Raw genomic sequence first — 23572 nt, 5'->3', positions numbered from 1 at the left:
TCCTTAGTTAAAAAATAAATCCTGCAACAACAGCACGATGCTCGCTCAATAGAACATTATAGGTACGACACGCTGCACCTATAGACATGCATTCTATACCTATTCGTTGATCTGCAAACTGCTTCATAATTGACAGAGGCAGGAGTTTTCCGGTATGTTCATGACCAATGATGATGATTTCCGGTTTAAATTGCGTTAATAAATTCATATAGTGTTCATCAATTTCCTGAATGTCTTTAATTGGCAGATCACTAATGATTTCTGTTTTAGAAACAATTAAACTGCGTTCATAAACAATGGAATTAATCTGAATTTTGTTATCACTATAAGCTTGCACCGCATGTAATTCTGCGGATTCTAAATTGATCTTCATAGTTTAGAATGGTTCAATGAGTTATATATGGCTGTAAGTATACTACAGAGGTCAATATTATGAGTCAATTTCCGCGTATAAATCGTTTGCCACCTTATGTTTTTAATACATTAACCCAATTAAAAACTGAAGCGCGAGCACGTGGAGAGGATATTATTGATTTTGGTATGGGAAATCCCGATCAGCCAACACCACCACATATTGTAAACAAACTCATCGAAGTGGTGCAAAGACCCGATACTCATCGCTATTCTATGTCTAAAGGCATTCCAAGACTAAGACGTTCTATGGCTTCCTGGTATCAACGTAATTATGATGTACACCTAAATAGTGAAACACAAATATTAGCGACCATTGGTTCGAAAGAAGGACTAGCACATCTGGCATTAGCGATAAGTGGACCTGGGGATACAATTTTAGTTCCTGATCCAGCATATCCTATTCATACTTATGGATTTATTATTGCTGGTGCTAACGTAAAACAGATTCCTCTTATTAATGAAACTCAATTTTTAGCTTCAATAGAAGATACAATTAATCGTAGTTTGCCTAAGCCTAAAGCATTGGTAATTAATTTCCCGGCAAATCCAAGTACGCATTGTGTCGATTATGCGTTTTTCGAGCAAATCATCGATTTGGCAAAAAAACATGAAATTTGGGTGATTCATGATCTAGCGTATGCTGACATTGTTTTTGATGGGTATAAAGCACCTTCGATACTTCAAGTTCCAGGTGCTACAGATGTAGCAATTGAAACTTATTCGATGTCTAAATCCTACAATATGCCGGGTTGGCGCGTTGGGTTTGCTTGTGGAAATGAAGAGTTAGTCGCAGCACTTACTCGGATTAAATCTTATTTAGATTACGGCACATTTACACCCATCCAAGTTGCAGCGATTGCTGCATTAGATGGCCCCGACGAGTGTGTACATGAAATTAGAGAATTATATGAAAAGCGACGTAATATTCTTTGCGATGGGTTGAATGAAATTGGTTGGGAAGTTACTCGTCCCAAGGCAACTATGTTCGTTTGGGCACCTATTCCCTCCCATTATCAACATATGGGTTCGCTTGAGTTCAGTAAATATTTATTAAAAGAAGCTCATGTAGCCGTATCGCCAGGAATTGGTTTTGGGCAACAGGGTGATAGTCATGTTCGTTTCGGTCTAATAGAAAATAAAGATCGGATGCGTCAGGCATTAAGAAATTTAAAAGCATTGTTTCGCAGAGATGGATTGATTAAGGCGGAACAAATATGCATGTTGTGATTAACTCGGAATGTAATTCGATCCCTGAGCATGCCAAGCCACTAAATTCGGAAGGGAATGTATTACTCAATTTTTTGCTGTGTCTTGGCTATGATCCTACTAATCCACCTTATGCCGATTTATTAAGGCAATATCATGATTTAGAAGGTGAGTGGTTTGTATTGACCCCGGTTTATTGGGAGGCAACGCACAATGATGCGATGATTGTTGCTTTGGGTAGTGAACTGCAACTTGAAGAATACGAAGCGAAGTCATGGTTTAATTTATTCTCCGAGTATCTGGCAGAAGAAGGTATCGCTCTTCATTATCATAATTCAGAAACATGGTTGCTTAATAATAAAAAATCCTCATTGAATGCCAAGCCACCGCATCATTTATTAAATCAATCATTAATGCCCCAATTAGCCCTATTGGATAATACGATGTACTGGCAAAAGTTTATTACAGAAAGCCAAATGCTTTTTGCCTCCAGGCCTAATCAATCCTTGGCTAATGGATTATGGACTTGGAGTAGTGCAAAACTTGAGAGTAAAATGCCGATTCGTATTTGTGTTGATGAGCATTTCGATTCATTAGCACAACTATGTAGTTCTCAAGTTTCTTTATATAGGCCATCAATAGCACTTAAGGATTATCAGATTTTATTGCTTACTGAGTATTCTATTCTCAGTGAACCACATCAAAAAGAATTGAACGAGATGCCGACTCATTGGTATTGGAACAATGTGGCTTACTCTATAAGTGCTAATCGTTGGTATGTTCGTTTATGGAGAAAACTAATTCATGCTTATTAAACAACGCACCAGAACTTCTCAACCCTTGGATTTACCCAATATACCAGACGTACTAAAACGAATATTCGCAAACAGAGGGATTACTGAGCTCTCTCAATTGGATAAACAACTCCAAGCTTTATTGCCTTTTGATAGCTTAATGGGAATAGATAAAGCGTGCCTGCGTTTGGAAAAAGCATTACGTGAACAACATAGAATTCTAGTTATTGGTGATTTTGATGCCGATGGTGCGACCTCAACAGCACTCGCTATGACTGCATTACGTTCTATGGGCGCTCAGTTTGTAGAGTATTTAGTGCCTAACCGTTTTGAGTTTGGTTATGGTTTAACTCCGCAAATAGTTGAAGTTGCCAGCAAATGGAATCCCGGGTTGATTATCACCGTGGATAACGGCATTGCTAGTATTGATGGTGTAGAAAGGGCAAATCAACTAGGGATCGATGTTTTAATTACGGATCATCATTTGCCTGCTGAAACTCTTCCAAATGCTTGTGCTATCGTAAATCCCAACCAACGGGATTGTAAGTTTCCTAGTAAATCGATTGCAGGGGTGGGGGTTATCTTTTATGTCATGCTGGCTTTAAGAAGACATCTGGTGAATACCAATTGGTTTCGTGAAATGAATATTACCGAACCCAATATGGCGAGCTTTTTGGATTTAGTTGCTTTAGGAACTGTAGCCGATGTTGTAGGGCTGGATCAAAATAATCGCATTATGGTGAATCAGGGCCTAGCAAGAATACGTCAAGGTCTTTGTCGTGCTGGAATTAAAGCATTAATTGAGGTCTCTGGACGTGAGTGCGCACGACTTAGAGAATCCGATTTGGGGTTTGCTATTGCGCCAAGACTCAATGCTGCTGGGCGATTGGACGATATGGCTTTGGGTATTGAATGTTTAATTACTTCAGATCAGCAACAAGCTAGAAATTATTGCCAGCAACTTGATGAATTAAATGAAGAAAGAAAGCAAATTGAAACAGAAATGAAAGAGCAGGCGATGGTCGCATTGGAAAAACTTGCTCTAAGTACTGATTACAACAGTACGCACTTACCTATAGCACTGTGTCTTTTTGATAAAACCTGGCATCAAGGAGTAATTGGAATTTTAGCAGGACGCATGAAAGAACGTTATCATCGTCCTGTTATTGCCTTTGCAGAAGTAAGTGAAGATGAGTTGAAAGGATCGGCACGTTCGGTTCCGGATTTAAATATTCGAGATGTATTGGCGGCAATAGATAAGGACCATCCTGGACTTATTAATAAATTTGGTGGCCATGCTATGGCCGCGGGTTTGAGTATTCACCCGCGTTCTCTTAAAGCATTTCGAGAAGCCTTGGTTTCTGAAGTGAGTAGGCACATTGATTTGTCGCAATGTGAAGGAGAGTTACTTACTGATGGACCCTTACAGCCTGAAGAGTTTAGTCTTGAAATTGCTCAATTAATTCAGCAGGCTGGTCCATGGGGACAGCAATTTGCTGAGCCGGTTTTTGATAATGTTTTTGAAGTGTTGGATCAACGACTGGTGGGGAAAAATCATTTAAAAATGACCTTAGTGACAACAAAAGGTGATCAACAAGTGGATGCGATCGCGTTTAATGTCGACTTAAAATCCTGGCCAAACCATAGAGTTAAATATGTCCATGCAGCTTATAAGCTGGATATCAATTTTTATCAAGGTCGAACCCGGTTACAATTACTTATTCAAGCAATGAATGCTGTAAATCCAGAGTAATCGTGGACAGCCTCGGGTGCCGCGCATCGAAACCCCGGTTGGAACGATTGATTCCCATTTTGTTCCCCGGGTTTCGCTGCGTGGCACTCGGGGTACTACTTCAGTCATATTTTTGTACAAATTTTTTTTGTTCAGGTTATAATTGGTTCTTTTTTAATTGAATAATAACAGTGTCAAACATTTTGCTATCACCTTTATCTATTGCCCCAATGATTGATTGGACTTACAGTCATTTTCGAGTTTTTATGCGTTTGTTGGCTCCGCATGCGCTTTTGTATACAGAAATGCAAACTACTGGAGCGATACAAAATAATCCTGTGCGCTCTCTGCTATTTAATGTAAAAGAACATCCTATAGCTGTGCAGCTTGGTGGTTCGGAGCCCGATGCTTTAGCGCAAAGTGCTCAACGTGCCGAACAAGAAGGATATGATGAAGTGAATATCAATCTTGGTTGTCCTAGTGATAAAGTTCAAGCAGGGCGTTTTGGTGCCTGCTTGATGAAGGAACCAAAGCGGGTTGCTGATTGCATTCGCGCTATGCGGCAAACAGTTTCTATTCCTGTGACAGCCAAAACCCGAATAGGTATCGATCATCAAGACAGCTATGAATTTTTTAGTGATTTTGTGCATCAATTAGTTGAGGCAGGAGCACAAAAAATTATTGTTCATGCGCGTAAAGCTTGGTTAAACGGTTTAAATCCCAAACAAAATCGGACAATTCCACCGGTTAACTACGAGTATGTTTATCGTCTTAAAAAAGAAATTCCTGAGATTCCGGTGACGATCAATGGTAATATATTGAATATAAATGAAATTAAGGAGCACCTTCAACATGTTGAAGGGGTTATGCTCGGGCGTTTAGCATGTGACAATCCTTTTCAAATAGCAACAATACACCACTCGCTTTATCCAAAGAATCAAAAAAGCACTCGGAGCCAAGTGTTTCATGACTATTTGGATTATTTGCTTGAAGAATACAGCAAAGGCGTTTCCCTTAGTTTGCTAGTAAAACCTATATTCAATCTTGCTTTTGGTTTACCTGGCGCCAGTCAATGGAAAAAAAGGCTGATGCTGATTTTGCAAGATAAAAATCTTTCTATATTTCAAGAATTAAGTGAATATTTACAGAATATTGAATATCATGCAGAGAGTTCATAAAGATCAGGCTATTCTGTCAGATTGTAACCCGGGGTGACTGTGATAGAAACCCGGGTTACGCTTCGCTGCACCCAGGCTACAATGCTAAATAAGTGGCTGGGCTTCGCAAGCCCGGCTCACACTTTCCGGAGATCCCGTACTGCGTTTGGGATTACTGTTTAATAAACGCTGGGAGCAAAATTTTCTTCTGCATCTTCTCGTAACAGTGTTTGTGCTTTGTCATAGAAAATTTGCGATGTTTCTCCTCGTTTATTGAAAAACCAGTGATCTTTCTTTTTAGCTGAAGCATCAATCATTCCAGACACTTTTTCTACAGTTTTTGAGAAATTGACCAAGCCTGTTTCTGCTTTCTCGATTTCTTGCAGGACAGCGTACATTCCTTTAGGAATGAGATTCTCCTCACCGGTAGTTTTTTTAACTTTTTCACCACCAAAATAACCAATATCCCATTGTGTGTCTATAATGAGGTATTTAATTACTTCTAATAAAGCCTTATTTGCAGCTTCTTTAGGAGAGTCTGGAGTAAAAATTGACTCTCTATGAATCTTGATGTCATCAACTAATCCATTTGCTTTTCTTGCTTCCAGTTGCCATTCCGAAACTTGAGGTAAATGTTCTAATTGAAACGTTAAAAAAGCCTTTTTATAGTTATTTTTTTCAACTTTATCTAAATTAGATTTTTGCAAGTCAGCATAAATAGTATGGATAAGCGTCGTACGCAGTCGTGTTTCATATTCAATAAAGTTAGAGGAGCTCGAGGAACGTTCTTCAGTAACAATCGAACTATGGCCTGCAGCTTTTATGCATTCTTGCATCTTTGTAAGTTGTTCTAAAGCTGATTTAGATTTGACATCACCTAACTGAGCTAAAAATGCTTTAGCTTGTCCTCTAATTTGTAACTGAAAAAGTAAATCGGCGAAACGATCTTTCTGCTGTTTGCCAGCATCTTTATACCAAGTAAAAACTTGTTCAACGATTTGTGCTAATTCATTGATATCGATAACGCTGTATTGCCTTGATCGCGTTAATTGGAACTCATATAAATTAGCATATAACTTCAACATTGGGCTTAGGCATTCAGTAATTTTAGCCTTGTCTGTTGGATCCGTTTTCGCATATTCAGCGCCAGTAGTTGCTGTTAAGAAAAGTTTGGGTCCATACATGACCATCACTGCCGGAGTTTCTCCGGTGCCTGTGTTATTGAGATACGATACTAATTTTTGTCTTTGTCCTCTTGGTAATTGGTGGAACGCACTATCAATACTTTCTACAAATAAGCGAGTCCTTGCTTCATATTTTCCTGCTTCATTGATTGTAATATAGTTGCTGTCAAAATATTGTATTGTTTTAAATAAATGACAACGCAGCATCTGTGCGATACGTGTTACGGCTAAATCGTGCGATGAGGGATCTGAGCTCAGAATATCTGGGATCGCTTTTGCTAATATTTTGCGATACAGAGTATAGGCTTCCTCAGCAGCCTCCTTATCTAATTCTGGCTTTTGAGCTACAGCACATAATGTGTTGTAAAGTAAATTGATTTTTAAATGGATTTCAGGTGTGCTTCCTGCCGCACTGATCATTGAATCAGAAGGTTTTGCACCAAAAATATCAAAGCAATGATGAACGAATACGAGTTCGGCGAGGTAAGGGTATTTTTTGTAGGCGGCAAAAAATAAATCTAATCCTTTTTTAATTCCTGAAAACGGAATTTCACCTTGAATAATTTGAGCAATGTTCATTTCATTGCATAAATTGAATAATTCATCACATAAAATGAATGCTTTTTTATTTTGTTCTTTTTCTGCAGGAGCAGGTCCTTCCCATAATAAATATTCCGTAGCGGTACAATTTTTTTCTTGCGAACCGACGAAACCATAAAGCTCTAAAGCAATATCATGATCAACATATTCTTTTGCTCGTGCAAATTGATTAACATCGGTCGGAGAAGTTTCTTTTGCTTCAGTGCATTTAATATAGTTTCCAGATGGAAGTCGAATTAAATAATTCCCTTCGATATCCCTATGTACTGCATTTTTAATGCGATCCCCTTTCCCTGCATCATGGAGTGCTAAATGCAAATAAAATGCTTCTTTATTTATTCTACAATGTTTTTCTAAACTCAGCAGAGTTGCATATTCGTATGACATGCCTAAAATACCATTCGAAAACGCGGTGCCATAATTGTATTGAGCAGCTAATTTATAATAGAGAAGGCTATTAGCTGTTCGTTTAAATTCAACTCCTAATTTGCCATCTTGTTGTAGTAAGGCACATGCACTTTCGGTCGGCATTAATCTTGACCTTAGCATGATAACAAAGAGGCCTGTTAGGGCCGTGTATTTTTTCTCTGTAGTCGGTTGTTGCAATGCTTTATTGATATCCTGAATCATTGATTCTGGTAAATCATCGTCCCCAGTAAGTTGTACGAATGCTTCGATCTCTCTAGCCCATTGCAATAGATTTTCACGTAATGCATTTTTATTCTCGGCTTCTGATGTTTCGGCACCAAGAAAATCTTTCATTGCTGCATCCAGGTTCTCCTGGGCTTGTAGTTTGAGTTGTTGTTGCAGTTCCAACAATGTTGCTTTTATCCAAAGTGAATTAACTTTTTTCTCTTTTTCTGGATCAGTTTTTCCTTGTTGCTTTAAGTTATATAATTCAGCTTTTAATTTAATGATATTTTTATAACAATTAAATAGGCTCGATTGTCCTTTGACACAACCTGCTGCAGTGAGATGTAATAAAGAAGTAAAGAATATGGGATCTATTTCTTTACCATAAATAAAGTTTTCATCACTTTCTATTGCGATATCGTCTTTCTCTACTGGAAGAGAAGAATCAATTAAAACCCCGGTGTTATTCACCATACGTAAACGGAGACCGTCCGCAGGTACTTGAATAGTATCCCTAAACATCATTTCTTTGATAACTTCAGTGCCAATGAAGTGTTTCCACTTGATTATTCCTATTAATGCCATAAGAGATGCAACAACATCATGAGGCCAAAATCCCTTATATTTAGAACTTTTTATAAACTCCACCACTCCAGTGAGTAGCGCAGGGGAATACTGTCCAGTTAATACTGGATAGGCCCGAGATATAACGTCTTTAGCATCTTTTATTGATTTTACTTCACTGTACAGGGGTAGAGTTCGAGTTGTTTTCGAAACTACATGGAATGCATTGTTATAGGTTAAAGCAGATACTGCAAAAGCTGCCTTGCTCGCATCAGTGCTACGTGAATTGTAGGGGAGTTTATTAGGGTCTTCTACATTACTTTGATAATCATCTTTTTCATAAGGTTTATTATAACCCATGTTAATAAGACTATACTTCTTCTTTTCTTCTGGGGGTATTTGTGCCAGAAAATCACTAACTGCGTTAAACGACGCGATATTAATTATAGTTGTATCTTCAGGACCTGTAAGTTTAATTTTTTCTAACCAATCATTGGGTTGGTTCTCGGGACTTAAAAGACAACTTGAATGTGCATGTACATCAGATTGTTGGTAATACTCAATTAGTTCTTTTGACGGATAGAAGGCATCACTTTGTGATGGCTCATGGTGGTATTTTTGAAGTTGTTCATTATACCTGTAATAACTTGTCACTGGACCTGCAATTACTTCAGGTAAATAACCTTTGGGTAGGTTAAATTGTTTCTGCAATTTTTCAATGTACATTTTTAAATATAAAGCACGCAGACCGTATTTTCCGTCAGGCCGTTGAACCCCATATTCATCGCAAGGAATTTCATCGCTTGTTAGTAATGTAATCTGGGTTAAAGGATTTATAAATCCTGAAGCCTTTGCTTGGATCATGAGATGGATTGTTGCTAGTAAATCATCTCCATCTTTTCCTGGGTCGGTAAAAAACACTATTTGTACCATATTATTATCTCCTAATAGATTTGAAAGCAGTTCTTTTATCATGGTTTTATAATAAAAATAAATAGTTATCTTTATTTACAGGAAGGGGGAGTTATGATTTTTTGGGTTTATCAATTGTATAGTTTGTACAAAGCATTTCATGTTTAACTAATTTAAGATAATGTGACTTTGTTATAAGAGATATATTGCGATACGAACATCACTTGGCTACTAAAATATTGTATACTATGAGAGAAAATTGCGGAAAATAATATTTTAGTTGTCTGTTTTGTCAGAAACTTTTCCTTTCACTAAGTTAAACCATGAAGATTCACTTAAATTAGAAGGTATTCATAGTATTTTCCCCCAAATTTTAGTACATTAACGAATTTGTTATTTGAAATCTCCAGAGGATTATTTAGGCCATGCTGAATACGTTGATTAAGAAAATGTTTGGAAGCCGAAATGAGCGTACATTGCGGCGTATGGAAAAGGCAGTAATGGCAATCAATGCATTTGAACCGCAAATGAAAGCATTGACGGATGCTGAGTTGGCTGCAAAAACCCAGCATTTTAGAGCACGTTTTGCAGAAGGTGAAAGCCTTGATGAAATGTTGGCGGAGGCTTTTGCCACAGTAAGAGAAGCTTCTATACGGACTTTAGGTCTGCGCCATTTTGATGTGCAATTGATTGGTGGAATGGTACTGCATGAAGGTAATATTGCTGAAATGCGTACTGGGGAAGGTAAAACACTGGTAGCAACTTTGCCTGCATATTTGAATGCAATTAGTGGACGTGGTGTACATGTTGTTACTGTGAATGATTATCTCGCTAAACGCGACAGTCAATGGATGAAACCTATATTTGAGTTTTTGGGATTAACTGTTGGTGTGATTTATCCCGATATGTCTCATTCAGCAAAGCAAGAAGCTTATCGTTGCGATATCGTTTATGGAACGAACAATGAATACGGTTTTGATTACTTACGTGATAATATGGCATTTAGTCTTGAAGACAAGGTACAACGCGAGTTGAATTTTGCCATCGTGGATGAAGTAGACTCTATTCTAATCGATGAGGCACGTACACCTCTCATTATTTCGGGTGCTGCTGAAGATAGTTCTGAACTTTATATTAAAATTAATTCATTGATTCCTCATTTGAAGAAACAAGAAGAAGAGGGTGGTGAAGGAGATTATACTGTTGATGAGAAGCAAAAGCAGGCACATCTTACAGATGTAGGTCATCAACATATCGAAGAATTGCTGGTTAAAGCTAAGCTTCTGGACCAGGGTGAAAGTTTATATCACGCTAGCAACATTATGTTGATGCATCATGTTAATGCAGCATTAAAAGCTCATGCTATGTTCCATCGCGATGTGGATTATATTGTTAAGGATGGACAGGTTATTATTGTTGACGAGCACACTGGTCGTACAATGCCTGGTCGACGATGGTCTGAAGGCTTGCATCAAGCGGTTGAAGCTAAAGAAGGTGCTTCCATTCAAAATGAAAATCAAACTCTTGCTTCAATTACATTCCAGAATTTTTTCCGTATGTATAATAAGTTGTCGGGGATGACTGGAACCGCGGATACTGAAGCGTATGAATTACAGCAGATTTATAATCTTGATGTGGTTGTAATTCCAACCAATAAACCAATGGTACGAAAAGATGAATCGGATCTGGTTTATTTAACACAGCAAGATAAATTTCAAGCTGTTATCGCAGACATCCGTGAGTGTATTGCTCGAAAACAACCTGTTCTTGTAGGTACTGTTTCTATTGAGGCATCTGAATTTTTAAGTCAATTTCTTAAAAAAGAACATATCAAGCATCAAGTGCTTAATGCGAAATTCCATGAAAAAGAAGCACAGATTATTGCTGAAGCAGGGCGTCCAGGTTCTGTGACTATTGCTACTAATATGGCGGGCCGAGGAACAGATATTGTTCTAGGCGGAAGCTTGTCTGCTGATCTTGCCCAACTACCTGAAAATGCAAGTGCAGAAGAAATCGATGCTGTAAAACAAGTATGGCAGAAGCGTCATGACGAAGTAATTGCTGCTGGTGGATTAAGAATTATAGGTTCTGAGCGCCATGAATCCCGTCGAATTGACAATCAGTTACGGGGTCGTTCAGGTCGTCAGGGTGATGTGGGAAGCAGTCGTTTCTACTTATCACTTGAAGATAATTTAATGCGCATATTTGCTTCTGATCGTGTTGCATCGATGATGCGCCGTTTAGGAATGAAGCCTGGGGAGCCAATCGAGCACAGTTTAGTAACCAAAGCGATTGAGAATGCCCAACGGAAACTTGAGGGGCATCATTTTGATGTTAGGAAACAGTTGTTGGATTATGACAATGTGGCTAATGATCAAAGACAGGTTATTTATACACAGCGTGCCTCAATCATGGATATGACCGATACGGAAGAAATGGTCAATATAATGAGAGAGGAAGTCATATCGAATCTTGTTGATACGTACATTCCTCCACAAAGTTTGGAAGATCAGTGGGATCCAAAATCTTTAAGTGATGTACTTGCTGATGAGTTCAAACTTAAGGCTCCTGTGCTTGAATGGATCGAAGAAGATCATCATATTCAACCAGAGCAAATCAAAGATAAGATTCTTGATATTGCAGCAAAAAAATACGATGAAAAAGTAAAGCAAGCGGGTAGAGCTACATTGTCTCAGTTCGAAAAATCAGTGATTTTGCAAACTTTAGATAATCAATGGCGTGAACACTTAGCGGTAATGGATCAATTACGCCAAGGAATTCATTTACGTGGCTATGCACAAAAAGATCCAAAACAAGAGTATAAAAAAGAAGCGTTTGCCTTGTTTACAACGATGCTTGATACTTTGAAATATGATGTAACTCGTTTAATTTCTTCAGTGGAAATTCAAACTGAAGAAGATGTAAATGCCGTTGAGGAGCAGCGACGAGCTGAGCAAGTGAGTAAAATGAGCTTACAACACGGTAATTATGTTGATGAAAATGAGGAAGAGGCATCTCAAACACAAACCTACAGAAGACACGAGAAAAAAATTGGTCGAAACGATCCTTGTCCATGTGGTTCGGGTAAAAAATATAAAGCATGCCATGGAAGTTTGGCGTGAAGATAGAAGTTGCTGTTGCAGTTATTGTAGATGAACAGCAGCGTATCTTGATTACCCAGCGTCCTTTCCATGTTCCGCATGGAGGATGTTGGGAGTTTCCTGGCGGAAAGTTGGAGCCTGATGAGCCTTCGGGAGCTGCTTTGATTCGAGAAATCAAGGAAGAGATTGGCTTAGATGTCTTGCATTACAAATTATTGGGTGAAATTAATCACAAATATTCTGATAAAGAAGTAAAATTAATTATTTTTCTTGTTAATCAATTTGCTGGAGCCCCTTCATGCCAGGAAGGTCAGTTGGCTATGAAATGGGTTTATCAGCATGAACTAAATCCCAAACAATTTCCTGAAGCAAATCATAAAGTAATTGCAATGGTACAGAGTTATTTATGCTGTAGAGATTCTTTATGAAAGGCAGATAAATTTTTCCTAAAGATGCATCAACTCAAAGAGTAAGCTCAGGAGATCCTTCGTCAAACACTCTCAGGATGATGTGCTTCTGGAGGCGGGGCGTCAGCTTAATTAATATTCATTAGTTAAAATCAATATATAGTGGAGCATGATCCGAGACCTCATCGTTCAATACAGAAAATTCATGAATGATAATATCTGGCGAAGTCAGAACATAATCTGCAAACTTTTCTTCTTTTTTGTAATAACGAGTTCTTGTTGAACTGACGTTGTTAATTTTTATTAAATTATTCATGCCTTGTTCAAGGATATGCATGCTTTTTGTGTCAGGTCTTAAGTTAAAGTCACCACATAATATCTTAGGAGTATTAATAGTATCCATAAAATGACGAATGCGTTGTGATTGATTGATTCGCTCCGGTGTATCACTTTTACCTTGTCCATTCCAGAGTCCATGAACATTCAGTATGGAGTAAATTTTTTTATCTACTTCACATTCGACCCACTGCAAATTTCTCGGATGATTCAATCCTATTCCTGGGTAATGTTGTTTTTGATGAATATTTATATCTCCTTCTCCTAAAATATCGATATTGTTTTTCAATAACATTGCAATTCCATAAATATTTTCGACAGCGGGTTTGAAAATAGCAAAATGATTAGGAAGGAGCTGCTGCAGGTCTGTAAAAATATTCAGACTAAGTTCCCTATCTTCTTCAGTTACAGTACGATGAGCGTTGTAATATACTTCTTGAAAGCAAAATACATCAATATCATGATGTTGATTGATAAAATCTAATAAAGGGTTCCGTAGGTGTCCTCCCCACAAATTTAAAGTAATTAATTTCATTGATTATTGAATTCCTTTTTTCCTTAGTCGTGCGATTTGACAGAAAAATAAGTGCTTTCTTTCAGCGAGTACAGAGATAATTAGCTGTTACATATTATTTTTTGACTTCCGTAGATATGTATTATGTAAATCATTTACTTCTTTAGTTAATGCGTCAATATCCATATGATTATCAATTACATCATCAGCACTTTCGAGACGAATATGAAGAGCTGGTTGAGCCGATAAAATTGCCTGGGCTTGTTTGGTACTGCATTTATCCCGCTGCATCAAACGTGCTATTTGTATATCTTTTGGTGCGCGGACAAGCAAAATTCGATTGATATAAGGGTAAGCTTGTTTTGTAATGAGTAAAGGTATTTCTACAATACAATAAGGTGTCGTGCAGGTATCAACTTGTTTTTTTATTTCTTGGCGGATAAGAGGATGTAAGAGATTCTCAAGCCAGTCTCGTTCTTTATGATTAGAAAATATTATTTCTCTTAGTTTGCTACGATCCAACTCTCCATCTTGTTTTAGAACTATATGGCCGTAATGATCTACGATTTTTTTATAGGCGAGCTCATGCCTTTGAGTCAGCTCTCTTGATATTATGTCAGCATAAATCACCTTGATACCTAGTTTCGAAAAAAGCTCAGCAACCGTGGTTTTTCCACTCGCTATATCACCTGTTAGTCCAACACAATAAACCATATTCTTTAAGTCTCATTTCTATTCATACATGTTACTACATTAATATAACAAGTATAAGGGACGGGGCTTTTGTGTTTGCAATATGCAAGAGCAGCTAATGCAGCATCTTCTCGAGTTGGATAAAGATTACTGTGCCATCTTAAGGCCTCTCTATCCAAAGCAGTACATCGCCACATGGGCGTTACATCGGCACCATGAATAAATCTGGCGCAACTTGCTTTGGATGTTTTACACGTAGCAGGGACGGTGCTGTTTTTTTTGCATTCAGAGTACGAAAGATTTAAAGCTATTTTTTGATAAGCGCTTTGGGTCGTCCATTTTGTTTGGGTTGCATCGAGAGTGGAGCATTGCCAATAATTTCCTGCAGTGTTTATTGGTTCAGCAAAGCTTGACACTGGGATGCATAGAACAAGAAAAAAACAACATCTTATGCACTTATTCATTTTTTTCTCCTTGAAGCAGTTCGATTAACTCTTCTATATGTAACGCCTTAGAAAAATACCAGCCCTGTATAAGTCCAACCTCGTTTTGTAATAAATAATTTAATTGTTCTTTAGTTTCTACCCCTTCTGCAATAATAGTTAAATTAATTTTTTTTGCTAAGTGAATAATTGCATCATTTAATGTTTCTGCGATTGCTTTTGTACCGATAGCATGAATAAATAATTTGTCGATTTTAAGGTAATTGAAAGGATAGTATTGCAAGTAGCTGATACTTGAATGTCCTGTTCCATAATCGTCTATAGCTAATGAATATCCAATGTTTCTAAGCTCTTGTAGTCTGTTGAGATAAATTTCATTATTCATATCAAGTAAATAACGTTCTGTTATTTCTAATAATATTTGTTTGGGTGAAATGGAATAGTGGTCTATCAGCTTATAAAATTGAGCGAAAAATTGACTATCGGTAAAATGGAGCGCACAAATATTAAATGCTAGATGAAAATTAGGTTGTATATCCAAGATATTTTTAGCTTCTTTAAATGCTATTTCGATAATTTGTAGGGTAATAGGGACGATTAAGCCCGTGTCTTCAGCTTCCTCGATAAACAAATCAGGCATTATAATTTCATTACCATGATCTTGCCATCTTAATAAAACCTCTGCCCCAGAATAGGCATTGCATTGGGTGTCAAATAATGGCTGATAAACAGGGTAAAATTGTCCGCTCTTAATAGCCTGTTTTATTGCACCGTGTAATGAGTAATATTTATTAAACTTATTTTTAATCAAAAAATATAAGAAAATTGAGAATATTAAAATATCAAGCGTCAGTAGGATTTGGTTATATAAGAGGTTGTTAATAAAAGTTTGATCGGGGCCTTCAACAGTAAGTACGATACCATTAAGGCTCTTTAATTTAGCACTAACAAGTTGTTTTTTTACAACAATGGGTAATTGATCTGTCCATGAGTTATTAGCATGTTTTCCAATCTGGATAATTTCTTTTTTCTGATTCACTGCGTATAACGTAGTCGTATGTATTCCATTTTCTGGAATATTTAATTCCTCTTGGAGTACTGGAGATAAGACGATCATTTCTACTTGATAGATACCTATTTTTTTTTGGATTAAATAAATGGGGTTAATAAACATAGGGAGTTTTAACGGACCTATAATGGAGCTACTAATATCGTGATTTAAATTAATAGTTTTATTTTGCGGTAATGTGGAGCATGTAATCTGATGCTTTTGGTCATGAATTACCAATCCAGAAACCTTCGGATGATTCATAACAATCTGTTGTAAATAAGGATCAAAATCATCCTTACAATTTAGGTTGTTCTTTTGATACCTAGGTATTTTGTCTATTTCATGAAAAACATCATTGATAAAACGGTCGATTTCCTTAACTCGTATATTGGTAATTTCAGTAATAAAATTAAAAGAATTCGTAACACTGTTATGCCAATTAATATAAGAAAAAGCTAAAAGTAAAAAGATGGTGAACAATATCCAGAATAGCCTCAATCGCTGGTAGACAATAAATGCCATGTTTCTGAGTATTTTTCGCATGATTTACGGCGCTGCATAGGCTCCCTTTATAGAGTGTAGTGTTATTTCCGCTAATTTCCCAATTACTTCATGATTTGTATTTAATGGAGGCAGCCAGTAAAGGGTTTTACCTATAGGTCTTATTAAAGCGCCACGGTTTAGTGCTTCCTGATACACCTTATTGCCAATGCGGTGAAGTTCTGTGTCCTCTAGATCTGCTGCGACAACGGATCCAATTCCTCGGACATTACTTAATTTACCAGAGAGTTGTGCTACTTCACTTAAAGAGGCAAACATGTACTCACCTAGCTTTTGAGCTTGCTCGATGATTTTTTCTTCATGCATAACGCGAATGGTTGCTAATGCAGCGCTGACAGCGAGTGGATTTCCACTATATGTATGGGAATGTAAGAAGGATTTTCCGCTCCCATAATCTGCATAAAAAAGATCAAAAATTGAGCTATCGATCATCACGCAGCTTAGAGGGATCGAGCCAGAAGTTAATCCTTTGGATAAACAAATAAGGTCTGGCTCAACATCGGCATGATGGGACGCTAGCCATTTACCCGTGCGACCCATTCCAGTCATTATTTCATCAGCGATAAGATAAATATTTTTGCTTTTAGCCCAGGCTGATAATTTTTTAAGGAAATCGGGGCTATAACACAACATTCCACCCGCGCCTTGAACTAAGGGCTCTACTACGATAGCACAGACTTTGTTGCTAATTGCTTCTAATTCTTTTTCAACAACTGGCCAATAGGTGTCGCAATTATCCCACAAAGAATCTTTTTGGCCCGAAATGTAGGGAATATTTTCAATGTAATGACAGGTAAGACCGAATGAGTCGTATGGAGCTTTATAAAGACCTAGATCACTGATACTCATTGTGCCTAGTGTTTCCCCATGATATCCATTTTTAAGCGCAACAAACTGATTCCTATCTTCATAGCCTTTAATTTGATTGGCATGTATTGCTAGTTTCATGGCGATTTCAACAGCGCTGGCTCCATCACTTGCAAAAAAAACATGTTGTTTTTTAGTAATTTGGGATAACTCTTCTGCTAACTCAACAAGTTGCGGGTGTGTCGTATTTGCGGTAATAACATGTTCAAAGCGATTCATTTGATCCTTTATCGCTGCAATCACGGCAGGATGGCCGTGCCCCAAGGATTTACACCACCAGCTGGAGATCGCATCAATTAGAGGACCTTTATTGGTATAGAGATAACTACCATCAGCCTTTTCAATAAACAAAGGAGGGCATGTCTCAAAATCTTTCATTTGGGTACAAGGATGCCAAAAATGTTTTAAATCTCTGCTAATTAATTGATTGACGTTGACCATTTTAAAAATTTTGGTTGACAAGATGGGACGGAACTTTATCATGTCCCTTACCTAAATAAAATGAAAACAATACAAAAATGCAGCGAAGTTAGGTGCTTTCGCTTCACTTAATATCGTTGATTAGGAGGAAACTGTTGTGACTCAAGTTAAGAAGCACTGGTCTGTTTCTGAAATTACCGCACTTTATGAACAACCATTTAATGATTTGTTACATCAAGCACATGCTGTACATAGAGAATATCATCAACCAAATTCATTACAATTTGCTACATTATTAAGTATTAAAACTGGAGCTTGTCCTGAGGATTGTGGCTACTGTTCTCAAAGTGGACATCATAAAACTCATGTTGAAAAAGAAAAATTAATGTCGGTTACTGATGTATTAAAAGCCGCTCAGGAAGCAAAAGAAGGTGGAGCTAAACGTTTTTGTATGGGGGCTGCCTGGCGTTGTCCGCCTGATAAGGCAATGGGTGAATTACAGGAAATGATTAAAGGAGTTAAGTCATTAGGTCTTGAAACCTGCATGACTTTGGGCATGTTAAATCAAGAGCAGGCTGCCAGTTTAAAGGACGCTGGTCTGGATTATTATAATCATAATATTGATACTTCACCTTCTTACTATGAAAAAGTAGTTACAACACGCAAATTTAGTGAGCGACTGGATACATTAAATAATGTTCGATCCGCCGGAATTAATGTGTGTTGTGGTGGCATTTTGGGCTTGGGCGAAACACGTGAAGACCGAATTGAGTTTTTATTAACTTTAGCAAATATGGAAACACCTCCTGAAAGTGTTCCAATTAATCGTTTAATACCAGTAGAGGGGACACCTCTTGCTAAAGCTCAGCCAGTAGAAGGAATTGAGTTAGTACGTACAATTGCAACCGCCAGAATACTGATGCCTCAAAGCGCAATTCGACTAACGGCCGGAAGGACTGAAATGAGTGATGAATTACAGGCCCTTTGTTTCTTTGCAGGTGCAAACTCAGTATTCCTTGGTGATAAGCTATTAACTGAAGAGAACCCCCAACGTGCCAAAGACAAAGCTCTTTTCGGTAAACTCGGTTTAACTGAGATGGTTTAAATGCCTTTAAGTCATAAAATTAAGGATTATACCAATCAGCTGGCACATCAAGGTTTATTGAGAAATAGATTAGTGACAGCTGGGAATTCATCATTAATTCATTTTGACAGCAATGACTATTTATCATTAACAAAAGATAAACGCATTTCTGAAGGGTACCAACGCGGATATACTCTCTATCCTAGTGGTAGTGGGGCTTCTATGTTGCTGAGTGGTTATCATCCCAATCACCGCGCTGTTGAAGAAGCATTTGCCAATTTATTGGCTGTTGACGACTGTATTTTATTTTCATCGGGATATGCAGCAAATCTTGCAGTTACAGCCTTATTGGGACGGTTAAACGTTCATTGTTTTATTGATAAAGAAATTCATGCTTCAATCTATGATGGTTTAGCTTTATCGCAAGTAAACTATACGCGTTATTTGCATAATAATTTAGAGGATTTAAGTCGTAAACTAACCTTAGATTTTAGGAATTCAGCTTTAATCACTGAGGGTATTTTTAGTATGAGTGGCCAATTGGCTCCTTTGGTAAAACTCTCCTCTTTTTGTAATGCGAATAAAAGTGCGCTGTTAGTTGATGAGGCGCATTCTTTTGGGATTTTAGGAAGTAAGGGAAGAGGAGCGACAGCCTATCATGGGTTAACTCAAAATGAAGTTCCATTACGAATTATTCCTTTAGGAAAAGCATATGCGGCGCAAGGTGCCCTAGTTGCAGGTAAAGCTGACTGGATCTATGCGTTGTTACAAGCAGGGCGCTCCGTTATTTATTCAACTGCAGTAAGTCCAGCATTAAGTTATGGCTTATTAAATACATTGGAATTTGTGGTCAACGCAGAAGAGAGACGTTCGAAATTATCGGAGCTTATAATTTTATTTAGATCCTACGTGAAGCAATCTCCATTAGATTGGGCTGATTCCATTAGTCCGATTCAACAACTTAAACTAGGATGCCCACACTTAGCTTTGCATTATGCTCGAGAGTTAAAGGAACGGGGGATAAGTTGCTGTGCGATAAGAGCGCCTACTGTAAGTGTCAAAGCCTCAGGATTACGTATTATTTTGAACTATAATCATACTCCGGAGCAGATTCGTGAGTTATTTAATCAGTTAAGTGTGATTTATGAACATAAACATCCATAGTTACGGAAAAGGATATCCCCTTGTTTTTTTTCATGGATGGGGATTTGACAGTCAGATCTGGTCACCATTAATACCTAAACTTCTCATGGATTACCAATTGATACTCGTTGATTTGCCAGGATTTGGCCATAGCTCAATCATGGACTGGGATTTATTTAAAACACTCTTGCTGAACCAGTTACCGGAGACATTTGCATTAATCGGCTGGTCTATGGGAGGATTATATGCAATGCGTTTGGCAACAGAAGAACCTGATAGAGTCGATTATCTTATTAATGTCACTTCATCACCGCGATTTTTAAATGGCGAGCAATGGTCAGGTGTGTCTCCAGAGATTTTTAAAAAATTCTATGAAAGATTATCAAAAGAACCACATGGCACATTAAAAGAATTTTTAGAGCTCAATGGATTAACATCTGATGGTGAGTCGCAGCATTTACCTAATAAATTGCCCTCTCAAGAAGGATTGGAATCAGGTCTTAAAAGTTTAGAAACTTGGGATTTGCGTGAACAATTAAAGCAATTTAGCAAACCCACTTGTTTTATATTTGGTCGACTTGATCCTATTGTACCGATTAAAACAATGAGTTCGATGCAATTGATCTATCCTGATGGTCATTTTGTGCTATTTAAGAAAGCTGCTCACATGCCATTTTTAACCCATGCAGATTTATTTATTGACGAAGTACGAGGATTTATTAGATGAACCGTTTTTTTATCACAGGCACTGACACAGATTGTGGTAAAACCTATGTTACAGCCCGTTTGGCAAACTATTTCCCTGCATCAGCCGCAATTAAACCTGTAGCAAGCGGATGCATGGAGCTAGATGAGCAGCTGGTGAGTAGTGATGCGCAATATTTACAAAAAAATAGTATCAGTTTGGATGTAATAAATCCTTGGCGTTTTAAGTGGGCTGTATCACCACATATTGCCGCACAGAGCGAGGGAGTTCGCTTATGTGTTAACGAAATTGCAGATTATTGTCTCAATGTGCAAATCGATGGTATTGAAAACTTATTCATTGAAGGTGCTGGGGGATTAATGGTTCCATTAAATGATCATGAAACTTGGATTGATTTTTTAAAGAGTACCGGAATCCCTGTTATTTTTGTTGTTGGCATGAAATTGGGTTGTATTAATCATGCTTTGTTAACAGAAGCGGTGTTGCGTACAAATAATATTCAATGTATGGGATGGATTGCTAATTGCATTGATCCAAACATGCAAGCGTTATCCGCTAATATCGATACATTAAGCCAGAAACTTACTTCTCCTCTTTTGGCTAAAGTGCCTTTTGCTGGTGAACTGACTCTGATTGATTCATTTATTAATACCTATTAACTACATAAGTCGTTTTTTTGTTGCCTACTTGTTGTTTCAATAACACTATTGTATGTTAATGAAGAATTCATTTCATGAAAGGGAAAACTATGTTTACACGAGATAAATTAATACAATCAGTAATGACTGCCTTTTTTGTTCTTGTTGCAACTGGAAGCTCGGCTGCAGATAACAATGACGCGAATACTGCTGCAACAGAAAAATGCTACGGAATTGCAAAAAAAGGAATGAATGATTGTGCTACTGCAACTGCTTCATGCGCTTCTTCTGCAACAAAAGACAAACAAAAAGATGCCTTTATTTTACTACCTAAAGGACTTTGTGAACGAATTGTTGGCGGAAGTCTCAAATCTGAGTAATAATTGAATATAAAAATGATGTAAAATTTACATTGTAAATAAGGATATTGATTATGAAGCATACTCTAGGAAGCTGGTTTTCATCATTGCTTATGGCAATTACATTTTCTACTCCATTATATGCTGCACCTGAAACATATACTTTAGATAAAAATCACACTTATGTGTTGTGGAGTGCTGATCACTTGGGTTTTACAACTCAATATGGTAAATGGTATGCAACTGGACAGTTGGTTCTTGATAAAGACAATCCAAGTCAAAGTAAAGTCAATGTGACAATTGATGTTATGGACATGATTACAGGTCTACCTGAGCTGGATAAACACTTAAAAAGTAATTTGTTTTTTGATGCCGAGCATTATCCTGAAGCAACCTTTGTTAGCAATAAAGTAACCCCACAGGGTGATAATAAAGCAACAGTGGAGGGCACTTTAACACTACGCGGCGTCAGTAAACCAGTGGTATTGCAGGTTACCTTAAATAAAATAGGAATGAATCTGATTAGTAATAAAATGTCAGTTGGGTTTACAGCTACAGGCTCTATAAATCGTTCGGATTTTGGAATCAATGCATTCTTGCCTTCAGTAAGCGATAAAGTAAACCTTTTTATTGGAGCTGAAGGGTATCTGGCACAGGATAAAAAAACAGATCAAGATAAAGACCAGGCCCAAGGTAAAAAATAGGACATTTTATGCAATTCAAAAACAGCTCAACACATTTTGGTATCATTACCATAGTATTTCATTGGGTGATCGCTTTATTAATTATAGGGTTATTGATACTTGGTTTGTATATGGTTTCCATGCCCTGGAATGCCCAAAGACTAAAATACTATGGCTGGCATAAAGAGTATGGTTTGTTAGTACTGTTTTTAGCGATATTAAGGATCATGTGGCGATTAGCAAATGAAAATCCTGAGCTAGCTTTACCTTGGCTGGAAAAAATTGCCGCACGCAGTATGCACTGGGCCTTTTATGTGTTTATGTTTGCCATGCCCATTACTGGTTGGCTAATTACTTCAGCTGCGGGATTGCCGGCTTCATTTTTTGGTTTATTTACCTTGCCTAATCTTATAGCACCTGATGAAAGCAAAAGGATTTTATTTGAATGGATTCATGAATGGTTAGGTTATGCGCTTATTGCGGCAATTTGTCTGCATACCGCAGCGGCTTTAAAACATCATTTTATTAATAAGGATGATATATTACGGAGAATGTTCCCATGAAAATGATTAAGTATTTTCTCGTTCTATTTTTTTTGAATAGTATCAATGCCAATGCGGATGCATTACCTGAATGGACCATAGTCCCTAATGAAAGCAGTATAAGCTTTACTGCAACACAAAATAACGCACCGGTTACGGGCACCTTTAAAGAATTTACGGCAAAAATAGTTGCAGACCCGAAAAATTATCAAAATAGCAGTGTGGAGGTGGTAGTGAATATGAACTCACTTACTACTTCATATGCAGAAATATCCTCAATATTACTCAGCTCAGACTGGTTTAATGCTAAAGAGTTTCCAAAGGCTGAATTTAAGTCGACTAAATTCACAAAAAAGGATGATAAAAATTATGAAGCTACAGGGACTTTAACCATAAAAAATAAGTCATTACCAGTAACACTCACTTTTACAGCGATAGAATCTCCAAAAGACCATCTGCTTGTTGAAGGGCATACTAACCTAAAACGATTAGACTTTGGTATTGGACAAGGTGATTGGTCGAGTACTAGTGAAATAAAAGATGAAGTAACGGTAAATTTCAAAGCAGTTGCTACACGAAAACAATAATTAATTTCAATATCAAATTGAACTGCAACTAAAGTTTGGTGCCATGCTCCAGACTTTAGTAATTTTTTCAAATTATAAACATCTGAGAAGAGCACTCCTCGCCAAAGTAATAATAGACGCTGTTAATTTTCCTACATGTACCAACATTTCTAATCTTGGTTTTTACAAAAAAAATAAAAAATGCTTATACTAAATTGTATATAACCTATGCTAATTGACTATTAATTTGGATTGGTTGTTT

General features: G+C 37.4%; 21 protein-coding genes. 14 read left to right on the top strand and 7 right to left on the bottom strand.

Going from position 1 to position 23572, the window contains the following annotated elements:
• Positions 1-7: 7 nt before the first annotated feature.
• Positions 8-373: an Mth938-like domain-containing protein gene (locus ACWTEW_RS06235; RefSeq protein ID WP_454780850.1), complete on the bottom strand. Its 366-nt coding sequence runs from the start codon at positions 371-373 to the stop codon at positions 8-10.
• Positions 374-432: 59 nt separating this feature from the next.
• Between ACWTEW_RS06235 and alaC the strand changes: the two genes are divergently transcribed.
• The 4 genes from alaC (at position 433) to dusA (ending at position 5324) form a co-directional block, all read left to right on the top strand.
• Complete coding sequence (alaC, locus tag ACWTEW_RS06230) at positions 433-1641, top strand: alanine transaminase (protein WP_454780849.1); 1209 nt, start codon at positions 433-435, stop codon at positions 1639-1641.
• The gene (locus ACWTEW_RS06225) at positions 1629-2435 is read left to right on the top strand and encodes a hypothetical protein (protein ID WP_454780848.1); all 807 of its coding nucleotides are present in this window, start codon (positions 1629-1631) and stop codon (positions 2433-2435) included. Before alaC ends, ACWTEW_RS06225 begins: the two co-directional genes overlap by 13 nt.
• Positions 2425-4167 (top strand): single-stranded-DNA-specific exonuclease RecJ, encoded by a 1743-nt coding sequence (gene recJ / locus ACWTEW_RS06220; RefSeq protein WP_454780847.1) that lies wholly within the window; start codon positions 2425-2427, stop codon positions 4165-4167. Before ACWTEW_RS06225 ends, recJ begins: the two co-directional genes overlap by 11 nt.
• Positions 4168-4337: 170 nt before the next feature.
• Positions 4338-5324, top strand: a complete 987-nt coding sequence (gene dusA / locus ACWTEW_RS06215; RefSeq protein ID WP_454780846.1) for a tRNA dihydrouridine(20/20a) synthase DusA — start codon at positions 4338-4340, stop codon at positions 5322-5324.
• A gap of 158 nt (positions 5325-5482) precedes the next feature.
• Here the strand turns inward: dusA and ACWTEW_RS06210 are convergent, their stop codons facing one another.
• Positions 5483-9217 (bottom strand): hypothetical protein, encoded by a 3735-nt coding sequence (locus ACWTEW_RS06210; RefSeq protein ID WP_454780845.1) that lies wholly within the window; start codon positions 9215-9217, stop codon positions 5483-5485.
• A gap of 404 nt (positions 9218-9621) precedes the next feature.
• Between ACWTEW_RS06210 and secA the strand changes: the two genes are divergently transcribed.
• On the top strand, positions 9622-12318 hold the full coding sequence (gene secA, locus ACWTEW_RS06205; protein ID WP_454780844.1) for a preprotein translocase subunit SecA: 2697 nt from the start codon (positions 9622-9624) through the stop codon (positions 12316-12318).
• A complete protein-coding gene (gene mutT, locus ACWTEW_RS06200; RefSeq protein ID WP_454780843.1) occupies positions 12315-12725 on the top strand; it encodes an 8-oxo-dGTP diphosphatase MutT in 411 nt (136 codons plus the stop codon). The genes secA and mutT overlap by 4 nt, the downstream gene beginning before the upstream one ends.
• A 121-nt stretch (positions 12726-12846) precedes the next feature.
• Here mutT and ACWTEW_RS06195 read toward each other — a convergent pair whose 3' ends face one another.
• The 5 genes from ACWTEW_RS06195 to bioA all read right to left on the bottom strand — a co-directional run bounded on the left by ACWTEW_RS06195 (position 12847) and on the right by bioA (position 17610).
• The gene (locus ACWTEW_RS06195; RefSeq protein WP_454780842.1) at positions 12847-13575 is read right to left on the bottom strand and encodes an endonuclease/exonuclease/phosphatase family protein; all 729 of its coding nucleotides are present in this window, start codon (positions 13573-13575) and stop codon (positions 12847-12849) included.
• 87 nt (positions 13576-13662) lie between these two features.
• Complete coding sequence (gene coaE, locus ACWTEW_RS06190; protein ID WP_454780841.1) at positions 13663-14268, bottom strand: dephospho-CoA kinase; 606 nt, start codon at positions 14266-14268, stop codon at positions 13663-13665.
• A gap of 5 nt (positions 14269-14273) precedes the next feature.
• Positions 14274-14711 (bottom strand): hypothetical protein, encoded by a 438-nt coding sequence (locus ACWTEW_RS06185; protein WP_454780840.1) that lies wholly within the window; start codon positions 14709-14711, stop codon positions 14274-14276.
• Positions 14704-16284 (bottom strand): EAL domain-containing protein, encoded by a 1581-nt coding sequence (locus ACWTEW_RS06180; RefSeq protein ID WP_454780839.1) that lies wholly within the window; start codon positions 16282-16284, stop codon positions 14704-14706. The genes ACWTEW_RS06185 and ACWTEW_RS06180 overlap by 8 nt, the downstream gene beginning before the upstream one ends.
• Before the next feature lie 3 nt (positions 16285-16287).
• Positions 16288-17610: an adenosylmethionine--8-amino-7-oxononanoate transaminase gene (gene bioA, locus ACWTEW_RS06175; protein ID WP_483099565.1), complete on the bottom strand. Its 1323-nt coding sequence runs from the start codon at positions 17608-17610 to the stop codon at positions 16288-16290.
• Between the two features lie 136 nt (positions 17611-17746).
• Between bioA and bioB the strand changes: the two genes are divergently transcribed.
• The 8 genes from bioB (at position 17747) to ACWTEW_RS06135 (ending at position 23331) form a co-directional block, all read left to right on the top strand.
• Positions 17747-18694, top strand: coding sequence for a biotin synthase BioB (gene bioB / locus ACWTEW_RS06170; RefSeq protein WP_454780837.1), 948 nt, complete (start codon positions 17747-17749; stop codon positions 18692-18694).
• The gene (locus ACWTEW_RS06165) at positions 18695-19837 is read left to right on the top strand and encodes an aminotransferase class I/II-fold pyridoxal phosphate-dependent enzyme (RefSeq protein ID WP_454780836.1); all 1143 of its coding nucleotides are present in this window, start codon (positions 18695-18697) and stop codon (positions 19835-19837) included. It abuts the gene before it with no gap.
• Entirely contained in the window at positions 19818-20543 is a 726-nt protein-coding gene (locus ACWTEW_RS06160; protein ID WP_454780835.1) for an alpha/beta fold hydrolase, read from the top strand. The genes ACWTEW_RS06165 and ACWTEW_RS06160 overlap by 20 nt, the downstream gene beginning before the upstream one ends.
• Positions 20540-21181 carry a dethiobiotin synthase gene (bioD, locus tag ACWTEW_RS06155; RefSeq protein ID WP_454780834.1) on the top strand — a complete coding sequence of 214 codons (642 nt, stop codon included), beginning with the start codon at positions 20540-20542 and terminating at the stop codon, positions 21179-21181. The genes ACWTEW_RS06160 and bioD overlap by 4 nt, the downstream gene beginning before the upstream one ends.
• Positions 21182-21270: 89 nt before the next feature.
• Entirely contained in the window at positions 21271-21540 is a 270-nt protein-coding gene (locus ACWTEW_RS06150; RefSeq protein WP_454780833.1) for a BufA1 family periplasmic bufferin-type metallophore, read from the top strand.
• 53 nt (positions 21541-21593) lie between these two features.
• Positions 21594-22223 (top strand): YceI family protein, encoded by a 630-nt coding sequence (locus ACWTEW_RS06145; RefSeq protein WP_454780832.1) that lies wholly within the window; start codon positions 21594-21596, stop codon positions 22221-22223.
• 8 nt (positions 22224-22231) lie between these two features.
• A complete protein-coding gene (locus ACWTEW_RS06140) occupies positions 22232-22765 on the top strand; it encodes a cytochrome b (protein ID WP_454780831.1) in 534 nt (177 codons plus the stop codon).
• The gene (locus ACWTEW_RS06135; RefSeq protein ID WP_454780830.1) at positions 22762-23331 is read left to right on the top strand and encodes a YceI family protein; all 570 of its coding nucleotides are present in this window, start codon (positions 22762-22764) and stop codon (positions 23329-23331) included. Before ACWTEW_RS06140 ends, ACWTEW_RS06135 begins: the two co-directional genes overlap by 4 nt.
• Positions 23332-23572 lie beyond the last annotated feature (241 nt).

The organism is Legionella stuttgartensis (genome assembly GCF_977063405.2).
The sequence above is the reverse complement of the archived record's forward strand: the minus strand, read 5'-3'. Positions and strand labels throughout refer to the sequence as shown.

Bases quoted from the DNA above. Each gene is read 5' to 3' on its own strand.
- ACWTEW_RS06140 (WP_454780831.1), top strand. From the start codon at position 22,232: ATGCAATTCAAAAACAGCTCAACACATTTTGGTATCATTACCATAGTA.
- alaC (WP_454780849.1), top strand. From the start codon at position 433: ATGAGTCAATTTCCGCGTATAAATCGTTTGCCACCTTATGTTTTTAAT.
- bioD (WP_454780834.1), top strand. From the start codon at position 20,540: ATGAACCGTTTTTTTATCACAGGCACTGACACAGATTGTGGTAAAACC.
- ACWTEW_RS06180 (WP_454780839.1), bottom strand. From the start codon at position 16,284: ATGCGAAAAATACTCAGAAACATGGCATTTATTGTCTACCAGCGATTG.
- ACWTEW_RS06185 (WP_454780840.1), bottom strand. From the start codon at position 14,711: ATGAATAAGTGCATAAGATGTTGTTTTTTTCTTGTTCTATGCATCCCA.
- ACWTEW_RS06210 (WP_454780845.1), bottom strand. From the start codon at position 9,217: ATGGTACAAATAGTGTTTTTTACCGACCCAGGAAAAGATGGAGATGAT.
- ACWTEW_RS06225 (WP_454780848.1), top strand. From the start codon at position 1,629: ATGCATGTTGTGATTAACTCGGAATGTAATTCGATCCCTGAGCATGCC.
- coaE (WP_454780841.1), bottom strand. From the start codon at position 14,268: ATGGTTTATTGTGTTGGACTAACAGGTGATATAGCGAGTGGAAAAACC.
- ACWTEW_RS06160 (WP_454780835.1), top strand. From the start codon at position 19,818: ATGAACATAAACATCCATAGTTACGGAAAAGGATATCCCCTTGTTTTT.
- ACWTEW_RS06150 (WP_454780833.1), top strand. From the start codon at position 21,271: ATGTTTACACGAGATAAATTAATACAATCAGTAATGACTGCCTTTTTT.
- ACWTEW_RS06195 (WP_454780842.1), bottom strand. From the start codon at position 13,575: ATGAAATTAATTACTTTAAATTTGTGGGGAGGACACCTACGGAACCCT.
- ACWTEW_RS06165 (WP_454780836.1), top strand. From the start codon at position 18,695: ATGCCTTTAAGTCATAAAATTAAGGATTATACCAATCAGCTGGCACAT.
- ACWTEW_RS06235 (WP_454780850.1), bottom strand. From the start codon at position 373: ATGAAGATCAATTTAGAATCCGCAGAATTACATGCGGTGCAAGCTTAT.
- secA (WP_454780844.1), top strand. From the start codon at position 9,622: ATGCTGAATACGTTGATTAAGAAAATGTTTGGAAGCCGAAATGAGCGT.
- ACWTEW_RS06145 (WP_454780832.1), top strand. From the start codon at position 21,594: ATGAAGCATACTCTAGGAAGCTGGTTTTCATCATTGCTTATGGCAATT.
- recJ (WP_454780847.1), top strand. From the start codon at position 2,425: ATGCTTATTAAACAACGCACCAGAACTTCTCAACCCTTGGATTTACCC.
- bioA (WP_483099565.1), bottom strand. From the start codon at position 17,610: ATGGTCAACGTCAATCAATTAATTAGCAGAGATTTAAAACATTTTTGG.
- ACWTEW_RS06135 (WP_454780830.1), top strand. From the start codon at position 22,762: ATGAAAATGATTAAGTATTTTCTCGTTCTATTTTTTTTGAATAGTATC.